Raw genomic sequence first — 18,552 nt, 5'->3', positions numbered from 1 at the left:
GTCTAGCGACAATAGCACTGTGGCACCACCTGATCCCATTCCGAACTCAGAAGTGAAACGCAGTAGCGCCGATGGTAGTGTGGGAGTTCCCATGTGAGAGTAGGACATTGCTAGGCGCCTAATTAAGTTTAATAATGACCGTTAAGTGGCATTGTTAAGCGGCTGTTTAAGATAATGCAACTGTCTAGTTGAATTATCGGCCCCGTGGAGGGGTTCCCGAGTGGCCAAAGGGACCAGATTGTAAATCTGATGGCTCAGCCTTCGGTGGTTCGAATCCACCTCCCTCCACCACTTCATTTAAATAATATTTTATCAATTAATTCAAAGCTATTAGCGGTTAGCTAATTTTCATCATATCTGAATACTTATCATTTAATTTTTTAAATCGTGTATAAAACTCACTAGTTGATTCGATCAGTGTTAATGCTTTAATTAATACCTCAGCCTGTACTAGATCGCCAACCCTCTGATTATCTTTTTCAAACGAAACAAGTAATACTTGCAACAAATTCAACTTAATACCTGTGTGATTAGGAAAATGAACGAGTGCTTTATTTAGCTTATCAATAGCCAGACTGTATTGTTGTTTTTTATATAAATTAACACCTAACTCTAAAGCATTTTGGGCTGCAGCCCTATATTGATCACTATTGGGTTTATCTGTGATCTCACTTATTTGTAAAAGTATAGATGAGTTATCTGGATTTACATGCGCTAGCTCTGTCAGTAAGTTATTGGCATAAGACTTCTTTCCTAAAGCAATTAGCGACTTAGCAATAGCAATTGTACCGACTGGTGATATTTCGTGTTTACAGTTTCTTAATAACAACTCAGCTTCTTTTAATGTTTCTTTAGCAAGTCTAGGGTCTTTAATTTTATCATGAAGCCTAGCGGCTAATAATTTACTATGAATCTTAATTTCTATCGAATTAAAGTCCCTGACCATATCTGTAAGTAACTTAAAAGCTTTGTTACTTAGCCTACGTGATTTTTGCGGCTCTAAGTCTGCCATGGACTCAAGTAGAGCTTCGACAAAATGTAAGGTGTTATCAGGTTTTTTATGAACAGAGTGAAAGGCAAGTGCTGTAGTTTTAGCAAAAGCTAGCGTTGCTTTATCGAAGTTTTCATTCGTTAAGCACAAGTCTGCATATTTTTCTAAACGCGTTACAGAAAGAGGCGAAATCACTAAGGCTCTCTCTAAAATATCTTCTGCCAACAGCGGTTGTTTGTTTAACTGGTAGCTATTAGCTAGCCAATCATAAGCAGTTAAATATAGTGGGTTATATTCTATTACGGCATTAAAACAATCAATGGCTAAATCGTAGTTATGCTCAACTAATGCTATTTTTCCTAAGCCAATAGCTGCCCACTGACAGTTAGGTGAACAAGCGTACGCATCATAGATTTCTCGGGCCTTATCAAACTTTTCTAAGACGAAATACTGTCTAGATTGAATGCCCAAACATTCATTCTTATAAATAGAGTTAACCTTGATAATATTTTGACATAATGAGATAACCTCTTGAGAGTCTTCATTATCCATAGCGTTATATATATCAAGCATAGCTGTTTTTTTAGCAAAACAACGTTCTAATCTAATGCAAAGATCATTAAGCGTATATGGCTTAGCAAGGTATTCGTCGGGCTTATGTTCAAGCGCTGCTAATACCATAGCTTGTGAGACCTCAGCGGTTATCATAATAATAGTGCAATGACGCGAGATTAACTTTTTAGATCTTAATTCTTCAAGAATATGTTGACCATTTTTTTTATCTTCACCCAGGTCATAACCAAGTAAAATTACGTCAAACTGAATGCTTTCACAAAGTGTTAATACATCAGATGCGTGGTTACTTGTATCAACTCTTAGTGCACCAAGCGTGTAAGCAAATAATTTCAATGCATCACGTGATTGGACAATATTCTCAACGATTAAAAAACGCATCTTGCTGTATTCAATCTTGTTCATATACTCCCTTTACTATTCTTGCAACCATACAGACTTTTAACGGAATTAATTAGGCTTGTCTAGCTTTGCAACTGACATTAATTAAATATTAGCATATATAGCTTATTTGCTTGCAGATAAGGCTTCTCGTAATTGCACTTATAATGGCTATACTGTATTCTGCAACGCCGCTGTATATTGGCTAACTTCCACTTTTTATAAAGAGATTTATCTATGGGTTTTACCTCGTTGGGCTTATCTGCCCCGATTCAAAAAGCGATTGCTGAAAAAGGTTATACCGAACCATCACCAATTCAAGCACAAGCAATTCCCGCCGTATTAAGTGGGAAAGATGTCATGGCAGCAGCACAAACGGGAACGGGTAAAACAGCAGGATTCACATTACCAATATTAGAACGTTTATCAGGTGGCAACAAGCCACAGGCTAACCAAGTACGTACGTTAATTTTAACGCCAACGCGAGAGTTAGCGGCACAGATATATGAAAATGTCGAAATGTACGGTAAGTACTTACCCTTAACAGCAACAGTTGTCTTTGGTGGGGTAAAAATTAATCCACAAATGATGCGTCTTCGCCAAGGTGTCGATATATTGGTAGCAACACCAGGGCGATTGCTTGATTTATATAATCAGAAAGCAGTCAGTTTTAAGCAACTTGAAATATTAGTGTTAGATGAAGCTGACCGTATGTTAGATATGGGCTTTTTACGCGACATAAAAAAAGTATTATCGGTCTTACCTAAACAACGTCAGAATCTTTTATTTTCTGCAACCTTTTCAGAAGATATCCGTGACCTTGCTCGAGGCCTAGTAAACAACCCGGTTGAGATCTCTGTTAGTCCAAGAAATACCACAGCTGAAAAAGTTGAACAGGTAATTTATCCTGTTGATAAAAAGAAAAAGCCAGCCTTGTTAACAGCACTCATTAAAGATAATGAATGGCCACAGGTCTTAGTGTTTATGAAAACTAAACATGGGGCAAATAAGTTAACCAAGCAATTAGAAGCTGAGGGTATAAGAGCGGCGGCTATTCATGGCAATAAAAGTCAAGGAGCTAGAACTAAAGCATTAGCTAACTTTAAAGATGGTACCGTGAATGTTTTAGTTGCTACCGATATTGCAGCGCGCGGCATTGATATTGACCAGTTACCACAAGTTGTTAACTTTGAATTACCTAACGTTGCAGAAGATTATGTTCATAGGATTGGTAGAACCGGTCGAGCCGGAGCAAGTGGCAAAGCGGTTTCATTAGTGTGTTCAGAAGAAATTGATTTATTAAACGATGTAGAGCATTTGATTCAAACCCATATACCTCGTGAAATAGTACCAGGATTTGAACCTTTTAATTTTTTATTAGAATCACGTCCACTAAGACCTTTAAAAGCCAACAAGCCTAAAAAAGCTAAAACTGAGCATCATGACGGACAACGTTCTGCCGATAATGCTCGGGGTCATAAGCCGAAGAGTAAAAACCCTCGTCACAGAAATGACAGTAACGCTAACAAAGATTCAAATGCAGGTGGCCGTCGTAAAAACCCAGCAAGTACAGCACCCAAAAGTAGTGGCGACCCATACTCTGCGTCACGCTAATGTAGAACACTAAATTAAGGCTCTTAATGAGCCTTATTTAGTTTTGCTAATAGTTGATCGAGATTATTTGCAAATGCCTGTCTGTCAGCTTGACTAATCGGGGGAGCACCACCAGTTTGAATACCGCTAGAACGTAAAGTATCCATAAAGTCACGCATGTTAAGTCTTTGCCTGATATTACTCTCGGTATAAAGCTCGCCACGAGGGTTTAGGGCTAAACAGCCTTTCTCTACAGCCTCCGCCGCTAAGGGAATATCTGCTGTGATCACTAAATCATGCTTTGCTGAACGCTTAACTATTTCATCATCGGCAACATCAAAACCAGCACTAACCTGTATAAAAGAAATAAATTTTGAAGGTGGCGTTTTAATAAAGTGATTAGCGACTAAGATTGTTTCAATCTTTGCACGTTCAGCAGCACGGAATAATATTTCTTTAATAACGGTTGGACAAGCGTCGGCATCGACCCAAATTTTCATACTATTCCCTATTACATTCATTTTTTGCACTCGTTAGGTGCAAACTATGGCTATTTTAATCTGAAGATTGCTGTTATACCTAATAGAATTCGGATAATAATATATATACCAAGCTGGAACGATACCTGCTTAGTACGATAAAAATATTTAACAAGAGAGTTAACCAATGAACAAACCACAAAGAGACATTACCCTAAGATTTCTAGCTGAACCACAAGATGTAAATTTTGGTGGTAAAGTTCACGGTGGTGCCGTAATGAAATGGATCGATTTAGCAGCTTATGCATGCTCAGCCGGTTGGAGTGGTCGTTATTGTGTAACCGCTTATGCAGGGGGAATACGTTTTATTGCCCCAATTCATGTTGGCAGCTTAGTCGAAGTAGAGGCTAAAGTGATTTATACTGGCAATTCATCAATGCATATCGCGTTAGAAGTAAATGCCTGTGATCCAAAGTTGCTTAATCGCACATTAACAACTCATTGTATTGTTATTATGGTGGCTGTTGACGAAAACGGTAAATCAGAAAAAATCCCTAAATGGATCCCAGAGTCGCCAGAAGATATTAAACAAAATGAGTCAGCGATAAAATTAATGGAAATGCGTAAACTCATCGGCGAAGAAATGCAAATTTTTGTAGAATAGTCACGTTTACTTAATAACCGCCTAATAGGAATATTTTATGGTACAAGCTCTCGATGAACAACAAATCAAACAGATTTTAAACTACGATGATGCCCAACGAGCAAGCTATTTTATAAAAGAAGTGGTCGCAAACGATGAAGTTTGGATATTAAAAGATGAACACGGTTGTGTGATGCTTAATACTGAAGATGAAGATTGCGTACCTGTTTGGCCACATAAAGAATTCGCCCAAGCGTGGGCTACCGATGAATGGCAAGCATGTCAGCCAGAAGCTATTTCATTAAGTAAATGGTTTAGTCACTGGTCACATGGTTTGGCTGACGACGAATTAGCCTTAGTGGTGTTTCCTAGTCAAAACGAACAAGGGTTAGTTTTCTACCCAGATGAGCTTGAACAAGAACTAAAAAACAAACAAAAAAATCAATCAGCCAAAGGTCAGCGTTAATCAGATGAGTTTTATTTCTTTAGCATTAGATAAGAGTCTAACCAACGCTGTAAAAGCACTTGGTTATGATGAAGCCACCCCTATTCAGTTAAAAGCAATTCCTGCGATCTTAGCTGGAAAAGATATTATGGCTGGAGCGCAAACAGGAACAGGAAAAACAGCGGCCTTTGCTTTACCTATTTTACAAAAGTTAATGGTAACGCTTCCTGAAAATCGTCCTGTGCGAGCCTTAGTGTTAACGCCGACACGTGAACTTGCTCAACAAGTCTATAAAAGCTTTGTCAGTTATGCTGAAAACACAGAACTCAATATTGCCGTTGCCTACGGTGGTGTCAGTATTAACCCACAAATTACCGCATTAAACAAAGGTGTGGATGTTTTAGTAGCAACCCCCGGACGATTGCTCGACCATATTATTAATGGTTCTTTAGCATTAACGGAATTAGAATTTTTAGTCTTTGATGAAGCTGACCGTATGTTAGATATGGGCTTTAAAGATGAGATAGACCGCATTTTAAATAGGGTACCACTTAAGCGTCAAACCCTCTTGTTTTCAGCGACTTTCGACGATGCAATTTTTAAACTCAGTAAAAACTTATTAACTGATCCCGAGTTAATTGAAGTCAGCGAGCGAAATGCTGCAGCCGCAAAAGTAGAGCAAATTCTTTACACCGTTGATAGTGATAGAAAGCGTGAATTAACCTCATTTTTAATCGGTTCAAAGAATTGGAAACAAGTACTTATCTTCACTCGAACTAAAGTAACGGCTGATGCTTTAGCAAAAGAAATGTGTAAAGACGGGATTAAAACGCAATCGATTCATGGTGATAAATCTCAAGGCGCAAGAGAAAAAGCCTTAGCAGAATTTAAAGAAGGAAAAACCCGTGCTTTAGTGGCTACGGATGTTGCCTCTCGTGGTTTAGATATTGCAAACTTAAACTATGTCATTAACTATGAACTCCCTTATATCGCTGAAGATTATATTCATAGAATAGGAAGAACGGGTCGAGCAGGTAATGAAGGGGTAGCTGTTTCGTTAATGAGCCCTAGCGAAGAATGGTTGTTAGAAGCGGTTGAAAAGGTACTCGATACGCGCTTATTGCAGCAATGGTATCCTGGTTATGAACCTGACTTAACAAAAACAGAAAAACCAGCAAGAAAAGGCGGTCAGAAACAGCGCGATAGAAAAAAAGCGTTAGGTGAGCATAGTGATGCTAAAAAACGCTCAGGACCCAAAAATAAATACACTAGAAGATAGTTAGCGTATTAAACGCCATATCACTGCAATTGAGTTTCTACAAAGGAGATACTTTATTTGCAGTGAATATTCTCTAGGTATTATTTTACATATTACAAAGTAAACAGGTGCGCGACTAATGCGGTGTAGTCAGTGAAAAAGTTTTTCTCATCAAGGGCTTTAGCATTGATTAAATATTTACCATTGACCACCATAGTAGGAACACTTGTTAATTGACGAGCCGTTGATAACTTATCCTGAGTCTGCTTATTCCGTTTAGCTTCACTAATAATGCTAAAATTTTTCATGCCTTTATCAAATTTAGCACCATCTCCGCCACTCAATACATAAATGTTACGAATATCTTCTTCGCTATTTATCGTCGCACGATCGGTTTGTAAATAGTTAAAAATGGCCGGAGAGAATTTTTTAGCGACCGCCGTTTTCTCGGCAATAATAAGAGCTTTACTCAGCATGAACTGAACTTCAGCTGTAGTTTGTTGCATAAAGTCTACATGGGTTTTTTCCAGCTTAACCCCTTTGGGTAATACCTTTTCGAATTCATTTAAATAGGGCTCATAAGCTCGACACGCAGGGCAATAATATGAAAAATATTCGCGCAACTCAGCTTTATTGGTGCTTTGTTCCGATATAACAATATAGTGATTACCTGCTTCAAATTTACTGTTTTGTGCTGAAACGGCAGTCGCGGTGAATAAAGTAAGGGCGATGAGTCCGCCAAATAGTTGTTTAAGCGCTTTCATTATTATCCTCAGAGAGTAGTAGATTAATTTTTATTGTTGCGAGTATAGACCAAGGTAAAATGCGTTTGTTCATCGTTAAATGTAAAAATTTATTTCGCAGCGCTGATACGGCTTAATTATTTATAGCTAATGACGAAGACTACCGATTAGATGATACGTTCTCCTGTTAATGTATAACGGTAAGACAAGGATACTTATTTAATAAAGCATAAAGGTTTTTATGACTTGTTTAAACAACCATGGCAAATGCTTCGACATGCTAGCACCGCCTTATCCCACTAAACCACAAGGCTAAGGATTAAGCATTTTTTGTCACATATAGAGAAGAGCACAGGGTGATAGGATTACACAAAAATAATGAAACCAGTACATCTTAACAAGGCGTTATCGTGATGATGATACTATTAAAAATCAGTCATAGCCGGACTTAACAGTCGGTTCATTTATGAACTGACTATTTGTTTGAAAGTGATCAAGCTTTTATTTTTTGCAAGTCTAACTAACGTAACTGTTTGTAACAAAATCGATGTTAAGCGATAGCATTAATTATCACTTAACGGTGCAGTTTTGTTATAGTGACAAAAATCAAAAATAGGGATAATAATAAAATGAAATTATTTACAAAAGTAGCATTAGCTAGTGTTTTTACAGTAATGGCTACGGGTGCGATCGCTAATACCGCAAGCTCTTTAAAACATGCTGAAAAGGCAACTGAATTACGCCAATCAATTTTTAGTTTACTTGGAAGTAATATGGGGCCACTAGGTGGTATGGCGAAAGGAAAGATTGAACTTGATGCGGAAAAAGTGGCTAAACATGCCCTGCGTATTAACCAATTATCAATGATGATTGCAGACTATACTCGTACTGATACGTCGACCTATAAAGTTAAGACTGAAGCCTTGAACAAAATCTGGCAACAACCTGATGCGTTTTCAAAACGTATTAAAGATTTAACGCAAGCATCGGCTAGTTTACAAACAGCAGCGTTAAGCGGCGATGAAAGCCTCATTAAAAAGGCGATTGGCGGTGTGGGTAAAACGTGTGGCGGTTGCCATGATGACTTTAAAGCGGAATAACTCGCATGAGTTTATCGGTGATTTCAGTGGTAAAAGTAAACACTGTAGTCACCGGTTGTACAAATAGTACCGCGAGTTTAGTGATAATTAATATGCGTGGATTTAATAGTAATACTCTTCAATAGCAGGTGCGTTCAGCACAACAAGCCAATAGACAAAAGCGACAACAACTAACAAGATTATTAAAGCGAGCCATAACTTGGAATGAGTAATTTCGTCAGCTTTATTTATTTTATCGGTAAGCTTTTTACCGGTGATCATGGGTAAAATTAATGACTGCTTTTTAACATGTACATAATAGACAATAGCTAATAGATGCAAGCCTATAGCAGCTATCATAAAATCAAAAACATTGTGGTGCAAAAATACCATAACCTGCTCAACTTCTTTGCTAACACTATCGTAATAAGGTCCTGATGAAAACACGTCATCATTGATAAATAAACCACTGATTGCCTGTAAGCTGATTAAAACGATCATTAAAATGACCATCAAACTGCCTAATGGATTATGACCGCTACTCTTTTGAACTTGTTTGTTTTTTATATCACTAATGTACTTAATAAGGCGTTTAGGTGTCGGAAAGAAAGAGCTAAAGAGTGAGTGTTTAGTACCCAAAAATCCCCATAATATTCTGAATACAAGTAACCCTAAGGCAAAAAAACCAAGCTGCATATGTAACTCAATCAAGTTATTATCTTGATCAGAGGTATACCAAGAGGCAATAACGGTACAGGAAAATAGCCAGTGAAAAATTCGTAAGGGTAAATCCCAAATCAGTGCATGTTTAGACAAGAGTTAATCCAGCGATGAAATTAAATAGCAGTGTAATAGCTATAAATTATTAAGTAAAAAGGTATCAGTTAAATTTTACCTAAAAATGAAATTGTACAGAGTCATTATCAAACTAAGACGATAATTTATCACTTAATATGCAAAATTTACTCTCAAAGATAATAAATATGACAGACCAAAAGGTAGTTTAGGACAAGGTTAGATACTAAGTGAAACTGTCCGCGCTATTGAAATAAATTGAGCATAACGATTTTTGACCATTGATTTAAATGTCTACTAAATTCTTCGTAATTAATGCTTGTATGATTTCTGTACCAATGGTATAAAAAATAACAAGGATAAAAATTGAGTATAAAATGGAATACAGTGAATCAATAATTAAAGGCCGTGTAATAGACGAGTTAACTTGTTCAGATTGTGGCTCTGAACATCATCAAGTGAAAGGCGTGATTAAATATGCCTTCTTTTTTATTGAGTCTATTCCTTTTTATCCAGTAAAAAAAAGTACCATTATTCAATGTCAGCAATGCTGGGTTCAAACTGACACGGCTACGTTGCCAAAACAGCGTGTCAAAGAATTATCGAAAAATCTATTTCCTGCATGGCGACTGGTCAGTAAATTTTTAGGGTCGCTGTTAACGTTAATGTTCCTAGGTTACTTGGTACAAGGTGAAGTTAAGCAGCAGCAATTGTCTGATCAATTTATTGCACAACCGGCAGTCAATGACTTCTACCATGTCGATTTTCGTTACCTTTCTAGTGAGCTACGACCAAATGAAAAATATAGAATTGGCAAAGTCATTGATATTACCGGTGATGTGGCAACAGTCGTTTACAGCCGATTATTTTATCGAATGCAGCACGGTGCAGATGAAAGCATTAGAGTCGGACATGTAACCCACTTTAGTTTCTTTTCAAGAAAAGAATATCATTATAATTTTGCTGAATTACAGCAAATGCGTTCGCAAGGTGCCATTTATCAGGTTGAAAGACCGATTAAAAATGAATTAAGGGGCAAACCTGTTGTTACCACTAAAAAGCGTTTTATCAGCAGTACTTATTTTCCGGGCGCAAGACAAAATAACTCAGGTTTAGCTTTTTTAGAAGCTAGCTATATCGATAACCATATTGAATTAGCCTTTGAAAAATTTAACCTCTCCGCTGAAAGAGGCTATAAGCTTGGACAAGTTAATTTAGCTGAACTTTACATCACAGGTAAGCATGGTGAGCAAGACTTAAACCAAGCACTATTTTGGTTACAAGAAGCGGCCTTACAAGACCACCAACCCGCCATAGATAAATACCTAATTGTTTGTCAGCAAGTCGCACAGTGCAGTAAGAGTGATTTTATCAAGGTATTATCAGAGCAAGGTGTTAATTTTCATATAGACAAATAAAGGCTTGGTGGGCATAGCTTTAAAAGTAAGAGATTGAAACTGTAATATTGGCTTTATTGTCGATGCTCACTAAGCAAACATATTCTTTATGCGGCTAAGGAGCTTTCCGTCACTTTGCGCAGACTCATCGTATTCGTAAGGTGAATCTAATACCGCTAAACGCAATGAATAGGTGCCACCGTGTCCCCAGGGCCACCATAACGCTATAATCGCGGGTGTTGAATCTGTGGCAGGTCGAGCTAAGATAAGTTGATCTTTGTTAAGTTTAATCAAAGGACCTAAGTACTCTTTAATTTCTTGTGGTGCTTTTTTTGCCGTTTTTTTATTCCATTCATGTTGAAATTGCTGGCGCAGTGCGGCTAGCGTTTTATCTTTTTTATTACGAGAGAATTCAGACAACATAGCGGAGAATCTGTCTTCCCAGCGCCATGTTAATTGGTCACCTAATAAAGGGATTATGGCATGAGTAAACTCTTCGATTTTTTCTTGGCAATATGACACAAAAAAGTCCTATAAAATACACTAAAAGGAAACTAGCTCTTAGCATAACAACAAATTATAGCCGATATATTACATCCGAATCACCATAAAAATAAAGCCTTTATTGATAATAATTATCATTTGTAATAAATGTAATATAAAAGTGATTAAATTGTAAACTTACAATAAGCAGTTGAAAGAAGTAAAGTTAATGGTTAGGTTAACTTCACTCCTTTAATCACTTTTGAGGGCTAAGTGTCATGACTTTATTTACTTTTAGCTGTGTTTTCTTCAGCTTTATCGGCACCAAGCCATGCTAATAAAAATGCTTTTTGTGAGTCACTCAACTCTTCATCAGCTAAGGTTATTACCTTCACTTCAGGATTTTCAACAAAGGTAATCGTGGCTGATAGTTTTTCGCCACGTTGAATGTATTCAATCGTTGCACTTTCACCGGGTTTAAATTGCTCTAATGCACTTGTCCATTGACTGTCGCTACCTATAGTTCTTCGGCCTACTTTAATGATTTGGTCGGTACGTTCAAGACCTGCTTGGTAGAGAGGAGAGCCAATTTTTATTGGTTTTTCAATAATGGCAGCTTCGCCACTAAACTTAAATTTAACCTGACCAAGAAAAGCGGCACCTGGGTGGGCACTGATCACTTTTAATCCGGCATGAGTTAATAGTGATGCATAATCTGGCTTTACTTGCCCATAAATATATTGCTCAAAGAACTGCTTAGCAAAGGCGTCATTATTTAATAAAGTACCTAAGGTGCTACGTAAATCTTCACGGGTGTAAGGAATTTCTGCTTTACCGAAATCTGTCCACATCTTTCTCATAAAATCATCAAGCGATTTTCCTGGAAATTGTTGGCGAATAGATAAATCTAGAGCCAATGCCATCGCACTGCCATAGCTGTAATAACTGAAAAAGATATTACTAAAATTCGTTTTATCAATAGAAGTTCCCGCATCGGTAAACGTTGCCAGCATACTTGCACCTTCTGGGGTGAAAAACTGTCGACCGGGTACTTGGTTAACCTGATTAAGCGTCTTAGTAATAATTTTTAAGTATTCATCAACCGTCGACTCTTGCGCCCTTCGGATCATTAATTTGTCATAGTAAGAAGTAAAACCTTCGGCGAACCATAGGTTTGTCGTCATGTTAGCAGCACTAAAGTCAAAAGGTTCCAGTGCCTTAGGTCTGATGCGCTCAACATTCCAAGCATGGAAGAATTCATGAGATAAGGTGCTTATTTGTGAGAAGTTACCTTCATCTAATGATTGAGTATTAGTGAGAATGGTCGAGTTCCTATGCTCCATACCATCGCGACTTACGTGAGGCAAATAACAAGCAATAAAGGTGTACTCTCCGTAATCAAATGCAGGTAATTCCCCATAAACGTTGACTTGTTCAGCAACTATCGCCTTGGCCTTGCGGGCAAATTCAACTAAATCTTCTTCTATACCCTTGTGATGTACCGCTAGGTTAATTTGGTAATCTTTACCCCTTGAACGAACGGTCCAGCTTTTCACCTGATGAGCACTAAGTTCAATCGGACTGTCCATGAAATACGCTAAATTGGGCGCAGTAAAGGTATATTTATCTTGGGTTTTTTGTAGTTGAGTAGCAACATTCCACGTAGAACTAAAAGGTTGAAATTCTACTTTTATTGCACGGTTTTCATGGCCTAAAGCCCACATAAAAGTGGCAGGAATATTTAAGTGGGCATGTGTTCTGTCTATTTGAGCATAAGTACCATCAGCGCGGTCACCAAATAAGGTATAAGTTACCGTGACTTCACCATCGTGATTGGCTATTGCCCATTGATAAGGGTTAGGTCGAGTAATCGCTAAAGGTTCGCCAATACTGTTAACGGCACTGACGTTATAGACATTTTTAGCAAATTCATGCAAAGCGTAACGTCCCGGAGAAGTTCTGCTCATTTGTACCGTTAAAATTTGGCTTTTTATCTTGGGAAATGTCACAGAAATACCAGCTTCATGATGAACTGCGTTTTCGAAAGATACTTTATAATGCGTGATATTGTCTTTAACAGGTAGTGAGTGGCTTGAAAAAGCCACGGTTAGTGCTAAAAGAACTGTGAGGGCAATTCTCATTTTTAATCCTAAGCGTTGATATTGTATAATTATTAGCTTAGTTTAGAGAACTATTACTACTTTATACAGCAGTACTTTTTAAAAAAATTAAGCTAAGCAATGCTGAACATTATAAAAAACTCAGAATAAACAATATTATAGCGTTAGCATTTTATTGGTGGCGTTAATTAATTGCTCTCTTGTTTCAGGTTCAATTGAAGCATGGCCAGCAGTTGTACTGAACAATGTTGAGTTAGGAAGCTGTTGATGTAAGAGCCAAGCATTATCAAAAGGGCAGACAATATCGTAACGGCCATGAACAATAACCATAGGAATTTTTTCAATCTTATAACAATTTTCTAGTATCTGATTTTCCGATAAAAAGCAGCCATGCACCATATAATGAGCTTCATGGCGAGAGAGAGTCCAAGCAGAATCATCGCCGGTTAGTGCAGCAACAAATTCTTTGTTAGGTTTAAGGGTGCAACAACGAATTTCCCATTTAGCCCATGCTTGTGCAACTTTCTCGGCGGCTATTTTATCGTCACCTGTCATAATATTGTAGGCTGTTTTAACACCCGTTTGGATTTCACCATTAGGCAGGGCATCAAGATACTCTTGCCAGTAATCAGGAAATATTCGTGTGCCACCACCACCCTCAAATGCCCATCGTGTATCCTCGGCACGTCCTAAAAAAATACCACGTAATACTAAGCTAATCACTGAGTCAGGGTGAGTTTGCGCATAGACTAAAGCGAGTGTCGACCCCCACGAACCACCAAAAGCATGCCATTTTTTAATCGCTAGCTTGACACGAATTTTCTCGATATCGGCAACTAATAGCTGAGTATTATTATTGTCTAAACTACCAAAAGGCAACGAACGACCACAACCGCGCTGGTCAAATAAAATAATTAGGTATTTCTGAGGATCGAAAAAACGTCGGTCATTGGCTGAACTCCCGGCTCCCGGTCCACCATGAATAAAAACAACGGCTTGTCCTTTTGGATTACCACATTGCTCTACGTAGAGTTTATGTTGGTCACCAACGGGTAATAAAAAATGATCAAAAGGTGTGATTTCAGGATAAAGTTCGTTCATTGATACGCTCATATTTAATAATGAAATGAATTAATCTCACTAGGGTTAACGTTGTCGCTATCGTGTTAATTCATAAATAAATACATAGTTACACTGGAGTATAAATTATTTATAAAGTGCAGGTAAATCGGTAGGTAAAGACCGCCACTACGATAGCGTGAAACACCGAGGATAACGGCTAAAGGAAATAATACCGCGAGTATGCTTATATCGTACTGACCCGCGTGAATTAAGGTAAATAAAACACTGGTGATAATAATGGTAACAATAACACCTAAAGGCGAGCTTGCTAATCCTTTAAAGATAAAACCGCGAAAAATCAGTTCTTCAAAAAGTGGTGCGGCAATTACTACGGCAATAAAGAGCAATAATAGATAATCAGTGCTGTTATAAATATTTATCATGCTTTGTGGTGTTTTTATGCCTAAGGCATTTGAGGTAAAGTAAGCAAAGATAAAATAGCCTAATAGCGCTAAATTAAAATTAATGAAGCTGGCTTTACTGGGGCGTTTGTCAAAACCTAAATAGGCTGCGGCTGTTGATAACTTTCTTCTTTGTGCACAATAGAAGATCAAGGGGGTTAAGCATAAAGCTGTGACCAGATAATTAAGCGCATTAAAGTCACCATCAAGCGCTAACCTTTGACTTATTTTTACTCCAAAGGGCTGAGCGTATTCTAAACTTATTCCGAAGACGTTGGCTTCTATTTTGGAGCCTATGGCAAGAACAACAATTGAAATAATGAAGTAGAGGATTAAAAACAGTAAGGTTAACCCGAGTGTTGCTTTAGCGCTCCACGGACTGTTAGTTTCATGTAATGCTAGCGTTATTTTGTGTGTATCAGTAACCATTGTTTTTCCTTGGTATTAGGGCATAAAGATAAAGTACTAAGGAGCAACATTGCCAATAAACAGGCATAACGTTTTTTGTCCGTGCGGATTAAGTATTTATCGCGCCAAAAAATTACAAACATTAGTGGCTTGAAGGTTATCTTAAAGTGCGGTGAAGTTATTTTTTTCAGCTAAATTGAATCTTTTAATACATGCTTGGCAGATACAGCTTTTACCTTTTTTTTCATCGGGAACTTGTTGAATTAAGGCCTTAGGTACTTTTTCTAAAGTGCACCAACATTGCTGAGGTGAATCAACATCACAACGATTTTTTTGTTGGCAAAGCGTGCAATTGCTGGTCTCTATATTTATAGTCATAGATTATTTACGCTTGAATTTAAGGGCTGCAGTGTAGCCTAATAAGCATAACAAGAAAAACTTACACTGACTTTACTTTTATAGTCAGCGTAAGTTTTGTTACTCGCATGGGCTAATATTGTTAAAAATGTTGCTTTATTGACCTTGTTAAAGGCAAACTAGCTAGATGATAACAATAAAAAGGATTTTTTTTGCGCATTTTCAATTATTTACCTCACATAAAAATATTTATCATTAGTGCTTTTTTACTCTTACTGAGCAGCTTAACGCATGGCGAAAAATATGATGAAATTTACATTGAGGCAGCGCCTACTTGGGTCGAGTCTCGAGATATAACACTGGCAACAGATATTCCCGTTGATGAAATAACGGATGGTGTATTTTATCAATTACTCGATTCACAAAGGAAAGTATCTGAAACAGAAAAAATTGCCTGGTATTCTCGCTATGTTCAAACGGTTACCAATCAAGCTGGCGTTGATTATATATCGCAAATAAATCTCGATTTTGACCCTACTTACCGAAAGCAGGTACTCAATACCTTATTTATTATTCGTGATGGTCAACGCATTGATAAATTGTCGAGTGCAAAAATTTCATTATTAAACCGAGAAACCGAATTAGAAAATCAAATTTACAATGGCTCTTTAACCCTGAATATTCTTCTTGACGATATTCAAGTGGGTGACACCATTGATTATAGTTTTACGCGTTATGGCGATAACCCCGTTTACAAAGGTATTTTTGCTTATAGCCGAACACTGAGTTGGAGTGTGCCAGTACGAGATCAATTTGTGCGAGTGCTTTGGGGGAAAAGTAAGCCTTTATTTTCCAGCACGCGCAATGTTTCAGTGCCAATTACAGAAAAAAAGCTGGGTGAATATACCGAATACCAAGTGCATATGCATAATGCTGAAACACTTTCATCAGCAAGCGAAGTGCCGGGTTGGTATGAACCTTATGGCTTAGTCTCATTTAGTGAAAGTAAAAACTGGGGCGATGTTGCTGTCTGGGCTGAAACCTTATATCAACCGAGTGAACAGCATAAAACTATTGTTGAAATTGCCGATGAGCTAAAGCAAAAAAATAAAAGCCAAGCAACGCAAATTGCAGCCGCATTAAAATATACGCAAGACAACATACGTTATGTTGGCTTGGAAATGGGGGTTAATTCGCATTTGCCGACACCCGCCCATGAAACCTTAGCGTTAAAATATGGCGACTGTAAAGACAAAGCATTATTGTTCATTACACTTTTAAAGGCGCTGAGCATTGATGCATATCCCGCCTTAGTTAATACCGAAGCAACTAAATTCCTTGCTGAACAATTGCCCGCGGTTAATTTGTTTAACCACGTTATTGTTACCTTAGAATTTAACGGTAAGCGTATGTGGTTAGATCCGACCTTAAGTTATCAAGAAGGGCGCTTAGAGCACCTTTTTCAACCTGATTATGGATTTGCTTTAGTGGTTAAATCGGGAGAAACCGCACTAACATCAATGGTTAATAGTCAGCCCAATTCTTATACTCATGTTGAAGACCGTTATGTCATTGGCGAAAATGTTGAGCAAGCAGTACCCTATTACATTGTCAGTGAATATTTAGGTGATACTGCGCAAGCAAAGCATAGTCAAATTGAACAGGCAGGTAAAAAGAAACTTTCCACAGACTATGAAACTTTTTATCAAAGTACCTATCCTAAATTAACCGCCACTTCCGCGGTTGATATTACAACAGATTATTCAACAGGTATTTTGACGTTAGCCGAAAGCTATACTATTAATGAGTTTTGGAAAAAAGGAGAGGTTGATTATGAAAGAAACTTCTATCCTACTGATATCCGAAATGCTGTTTATAAGCCCAAGCAAGTAACCAGAACAGCGCCGCTGTGGTTCGCTTACCCCAATAATATTATTAATAAAATTATCATAGAGTTCGAGGAAAAAAATTGGGAATTTGATGATGAAAGCTTTGTTGAAGACAATGATTTTTTCTTTTTTAAACGTGATGTTTCCTTCACCGATAATATTTTAAATTTAACCTTTGAATACCGATCTAAGACTGATCATATTCCGGCCAATGAAGTGGAAAGTTATCTTGCGGCAAGAAAAACATTAAGAAGCAAAGCTTATTATGGTATTACTAAATATGCGAAACAGACGGCAAGTACGGTTGACGTTGAAGATGAAGAAAGCCCTTTAGCGAGTTGGATAATTATCGCAATGTGGACTTATGCTATTGGCTTGGTTTCTATTCTTGTTAGCTGGCGAATCGAGTCGAATAAACGACCAGTATTCGCTAATAGTCATTTTTTTCCAGTCGCATTAATTAAATTCATTATTATGTCATTTTTTACCTTTGGACTTTATAGTGCTTATTGGATGTATCGAAATTGGCAGGCTATTAAACTAAAGCAGCAAAGCGATATCATGCCGATAGCACGAGGTTTCTTTTCAATTTTCTGGTTCTATCCATTATTTCTAGCATTAAAAAATGACAGTATTGAGCGTTTTGATAAAAACAAAGTGATGCTCCCTTTTATAGCGGTAATTTTTGCATTGCTTTATTTAATACTCTCATTAGTTGGCAACTATACCGAGCAGGTTTTTTTAAGCTTGTTGATAATGCTCTTACCTTTACTCTTCATTCCTTTTGTGAAATATATTAATGATATTAACGGTCATAATAGTGAGGCTAATCAGTACAACTCAAGATGCAGTATACAAGGAGTTGTCGCAATTATATTATGTTTACCACTACTAGGTTTAACGGTTGCCCAAGAAACGCCTTTTCTGCCAAGTGATTCGGTTATTTCTCAAGATGAAATTATGCAGCATGACATGAAGTACCTTTATCGACAGAATGTTGTTGCTGTCGATGAAACCATTCATTATTTTTATAGTGATGCTTTTTTAACTATTCGTGACGACGGAAATGGCTTCACCGATAAAGAAGTTTTCTCTTATTGGCAAGATGAAAATGATGGTTTTCAGCTTGAAAAAGTCGCATTCTATGACATCAAAGACATCAGTGTTACCGATGCAAAAGCAACAGATGAAAACACCATAGTGACAATTACTCGTCTTGATGACACTAACTTCAAACTTTTTGTTTCTTCGACAAAAGCAGGCGATAAATTATTTGTTGATAAGTTAACGGCACTGTGGGTATTAGCTAGGTAATTTAGCGCTATTATTAATACAAGGAGAGCGATTTATTTTACTCTGCTGGTATTCATTAATCAGCGACGAAGATCTATTTAT

Annotated in this window: 16 protein-coding genes, 1 tRNA gene and 1 rRNA gene; 9 read left to right on the top strand and 9 right to left on the bottom strand. The window is 37.5% G+C overall.

Annotated elements, in window-relative coordinates; translation table 11 throughout:
- Position 1 precedes the first annotated feature (1 nt).
- Both rrf and ESZ26_RS17560 read left to right on the top strand, forming a co-directional pair.
- Positions 2 to 116 (top strand): 5S ribosomal RNA (gene rrf / locus ESZ26_RS17565).
- A 90-nt stretch (positions 117 to 206) separates the two neighbouring features.
- Positions 207 to 291: transfer RNA gene (locus ESZ26_RS17560), tRNA-Tyr, on the top strand.
- A gap of 46 nt (positions 292 to 337) precedes the next feature.
- Here ESZ26_RS17560 and ESZ26_RS17555 read toward each other — a convergent pair.
- Complete coding sequence (locus ESZ26_RS17555; RefSeq protein WP_146800892.1) at positions 338 to 1,969, bottom strand: tetratricopeptide repeat-containing response regulator; 1,632 nt, start codon at positions 1,967 to 1,969, stop codon at positions 338 to 340.
- A 213-nt stretch (positions 1,970 to 2,182) separates the two neighbouring features.
- Here ESZ26_RS17555 and ESZ26_RS17550 point away from each other — a divergent pair, with 213 nt between their 5' ends.
- Positions 2,183 to 3,559, top strand: coding sequence for a DEAD/DEAH box helicase (locus tag ESZ26_RS17550; RefSeq protein ID WP_146800891.1), 1,377 nt, complete (start codon positions 2,183 to 2,185; stop codon positions 3,557 to 3,559).
- Positions 3,560 to 3,582: 23 nt separating this feature from the next.
- On the opposite strand, the gene ESZ26_RS17545 is transcribed toward ESZ26_RS17550, so the two are convergent.
- Entirely contained in the window at positions 3,583 to 4,038 is a 456-nt protein-coding gene (locus tag ESZ26_RS17545) for a YaiI/YqxD family protein (protein WP_146800889.1), read from the bottom strand.
- A gap of 166 nt (positions 4,039 to 4,204) precedes the next feature.
- Here ESZ26_RS17545 and ESZ26_RS17540 point away from each other — a divergent pair, with 166 nt between their 5' ends.
- The 3 genes from ESZ26_RS17540 to ESZ26_RS17530 are packed head-to-tail and all read left to right on the top strand — an operon-like array spanning position 4,205 to position 6,384.
- Complete coding sequence (locus ESZ26_RS17540) at positions 4,205 to 4,681, top strand: acyl-CoA thioesterase (RefSeq protein ID WP_070375251.1); 477 nt, start codon at positions 4,205 to 4,207, stop codon at positions 4,679 to 4,681.
- Positions 4,682 to 4,718: 37 nt separating this feature from the next.
- Positions 4,719 to 5,126, top strand: a complete 408-nt coding sequence (locus ESZ26_RS17535) for a DUF2750 domain-containing protein (protein ID WP_146800887.1) — start codon at positions 4,719 to 4,721, stop codon at positions 5,124 to 5,126.
- A 4-nt stretch (positions 5,127 to 5,130) separates the two neighbouring features.
- On the top strand, positions 5,131 to 6,384 hold the full coding sequence (locus ESZ26_RS17530) for a DEAD/DEAH box helicase (protein WP_146800885.1): 1,254 nt from the start codon (positions 5,131 to 5,133) through the stop codon (positions 6,382 to 6,384).
- A gap of 92 nt (positions 6,385 to 6,476) precedes the next feature.
- On the opposite strand, the gene ESZ26_RS17525 is transcribed toward ESZ26_RS17530, so the two are convergent.
- Positions 6,477 to 7,127: a thiol:disulfide interchange protein DsbA/DsbL gene (locus ESZ26_RS17525; protein ID WP_146800883.1), complete on the bottom strand. Its 651-nt coding sequence runs from the start codon at positions 7,125 to 7,127 to the stop codon at positions 6,477 to 6,479.
- 608 nt (positions 7,128 to 7,735) lie between these two features.
- Between ESZ26_RS17525 and ESZ26_RS17520 the strand changes: the two genes are divergently transcribed.
- Positions 7,736 to 8,206, top strand: coding sequence for a c-type cytochrome (locus ESZ26_RS17520; protein ID WP_146800882.1), 471 nt, complete (start codon positions 7,736 to 7,738; stop codon positions 8,204 to 8,206).
- 102 nt (positions 8,207 to 8,308) lie between these two features.
- Here the strand turns inward: ESZ26_RS17520 and ESZ26_RS17515 are convergent, their stop codons facing one another.
- Positions 8,309 to 9,001 (bottom strand): cytochrome b/b6 domain-containing protein, encoded by a 693-nt coding sequence (locus tag ESZ26_RS17515; RefSeq protein ID WP_146800880.1) that lies wholly within the window; start codon positions 8,999 to 9,001, stop codon positions 8,309 to 8,311.
- 356 nt (positions 9,002 to 9,357) lie between these two features.
- Between ESZ26_RS17515 and ESZ26_RS17510 the strand changes: the two genes are divergently transcribed.
- Entirely contained in the window at positions 9,358 to 10,398 is a 1,041-nt protein-coding gene (locus tag ESZ26_RS17510; RefSeq protein WP_146800878.1) for a tetratricopeptide repeat protein, read from the top strand.
- A 69-nt stretch (positions 10,399 to 10,467) separates the two neighbouring features.
- Here ESZ26_RS17510 and ESZ26_RS17505 read toward each other — a convergent pair whose 3' ends face one another.
- The 5 genes from ESZ26_RS17505 to ESZ26_RS17485 all read right to left on the bottom strand — a co-directional run bounded on the left by ESZ26_RS17505 (position 10,468) and on the right by ESZ26_RS17485 (position 15,289).
- The gene (locus tag ESZ26_RS17505) at positions 10,468 to 10,899 is read right to left on the bottom strand and encodes a hypothetical protein (protein ID WP_146800876.1); all 432 of its coding nucleotides are present in this window, start codon (positions 10,897 to 10,899) and stop codon (positions 10,468 to 10,470) included.
- Positions 10,900 to 11,144: 245 nt separating this feature from the next.
- A complete protein-coding gene (locus ESZ26_RS17500; protein ID WP_146800874.1) occupies positions 11,145 to 13,001 on the bottom strand; it encodes a M61 family metallopeptidase in 1,857 nt (618 codons plus the stop codon).
- A 135-nt stretch (positions 13,002 to 13,136) separates the two neighbouring features.
- Entirely contained in the window at positions 13,137 to 14,081 is a 945-nt protein-coding gene (gene pip / locus ESZ26_RS17495) for a prolyl aminopeptidase (RefSeq protein WP_146800872.1), read from the bottom strand.
- Positions 14,082 to 14,146: 65 nt separating this feature from the next.
- Positions 14,147 to 14,932 (bottom strand): CPBP family intramembrane glutamic endopeptidase, encoded by a 786-nt coding sequence (locus ESZ26_RS17490; protein WP_146800870.1) that lies wholly within the window; start codon positions 14,930 to 14,932, stop codon positions 14,147 to 14,149.
- 141 nt (positions 14,933 to 15,073) lie between these two features.
- A complete protein-coding gene (locus ESZ26_RS17485; protein ID WP_146800868.1) occupies positions 15,074 to 15,289 on the bottom strand; it encodes a cysteine-rich CWC family protein in 216 nt (71 codons plus the stop codon).
- A gap of 191 nt (positions 15,290 to 15,480) precedes the next feature.
- Here ESZ26_RS17485 and ESZ26_RS17480 point away from each other — a divergent pair, with 191 nt between their 5' ends.
- The gene (locus ESZ26_RS17480) at positions 15,481 to 18,471 is read left to right on the top strand and encodes a DUF3857 domain-containing protein (protein ID WP_146800866.1); all 2,991 of its coding nucleotides are present in this window, start codon (positions 15,481 to 15,483) and stop codon (positions 18,469 to 18,471) included.
- Positions 18,472 to 18,552: the final 81 nt, after the last annotated feature.

The organism is Colwellia hornerae (assembly GCF_007954355.1).
Classification (GTDB): Bacteria; Pseudomonadota; Gammaproteobacteria; order Enterobacterales; family Alteromonadaceae; genus Colwellia_A; species Colwellia_A hornerae.
This window is presented reverse-complemented; position numbering and strand designations above follow the sequence as displayed.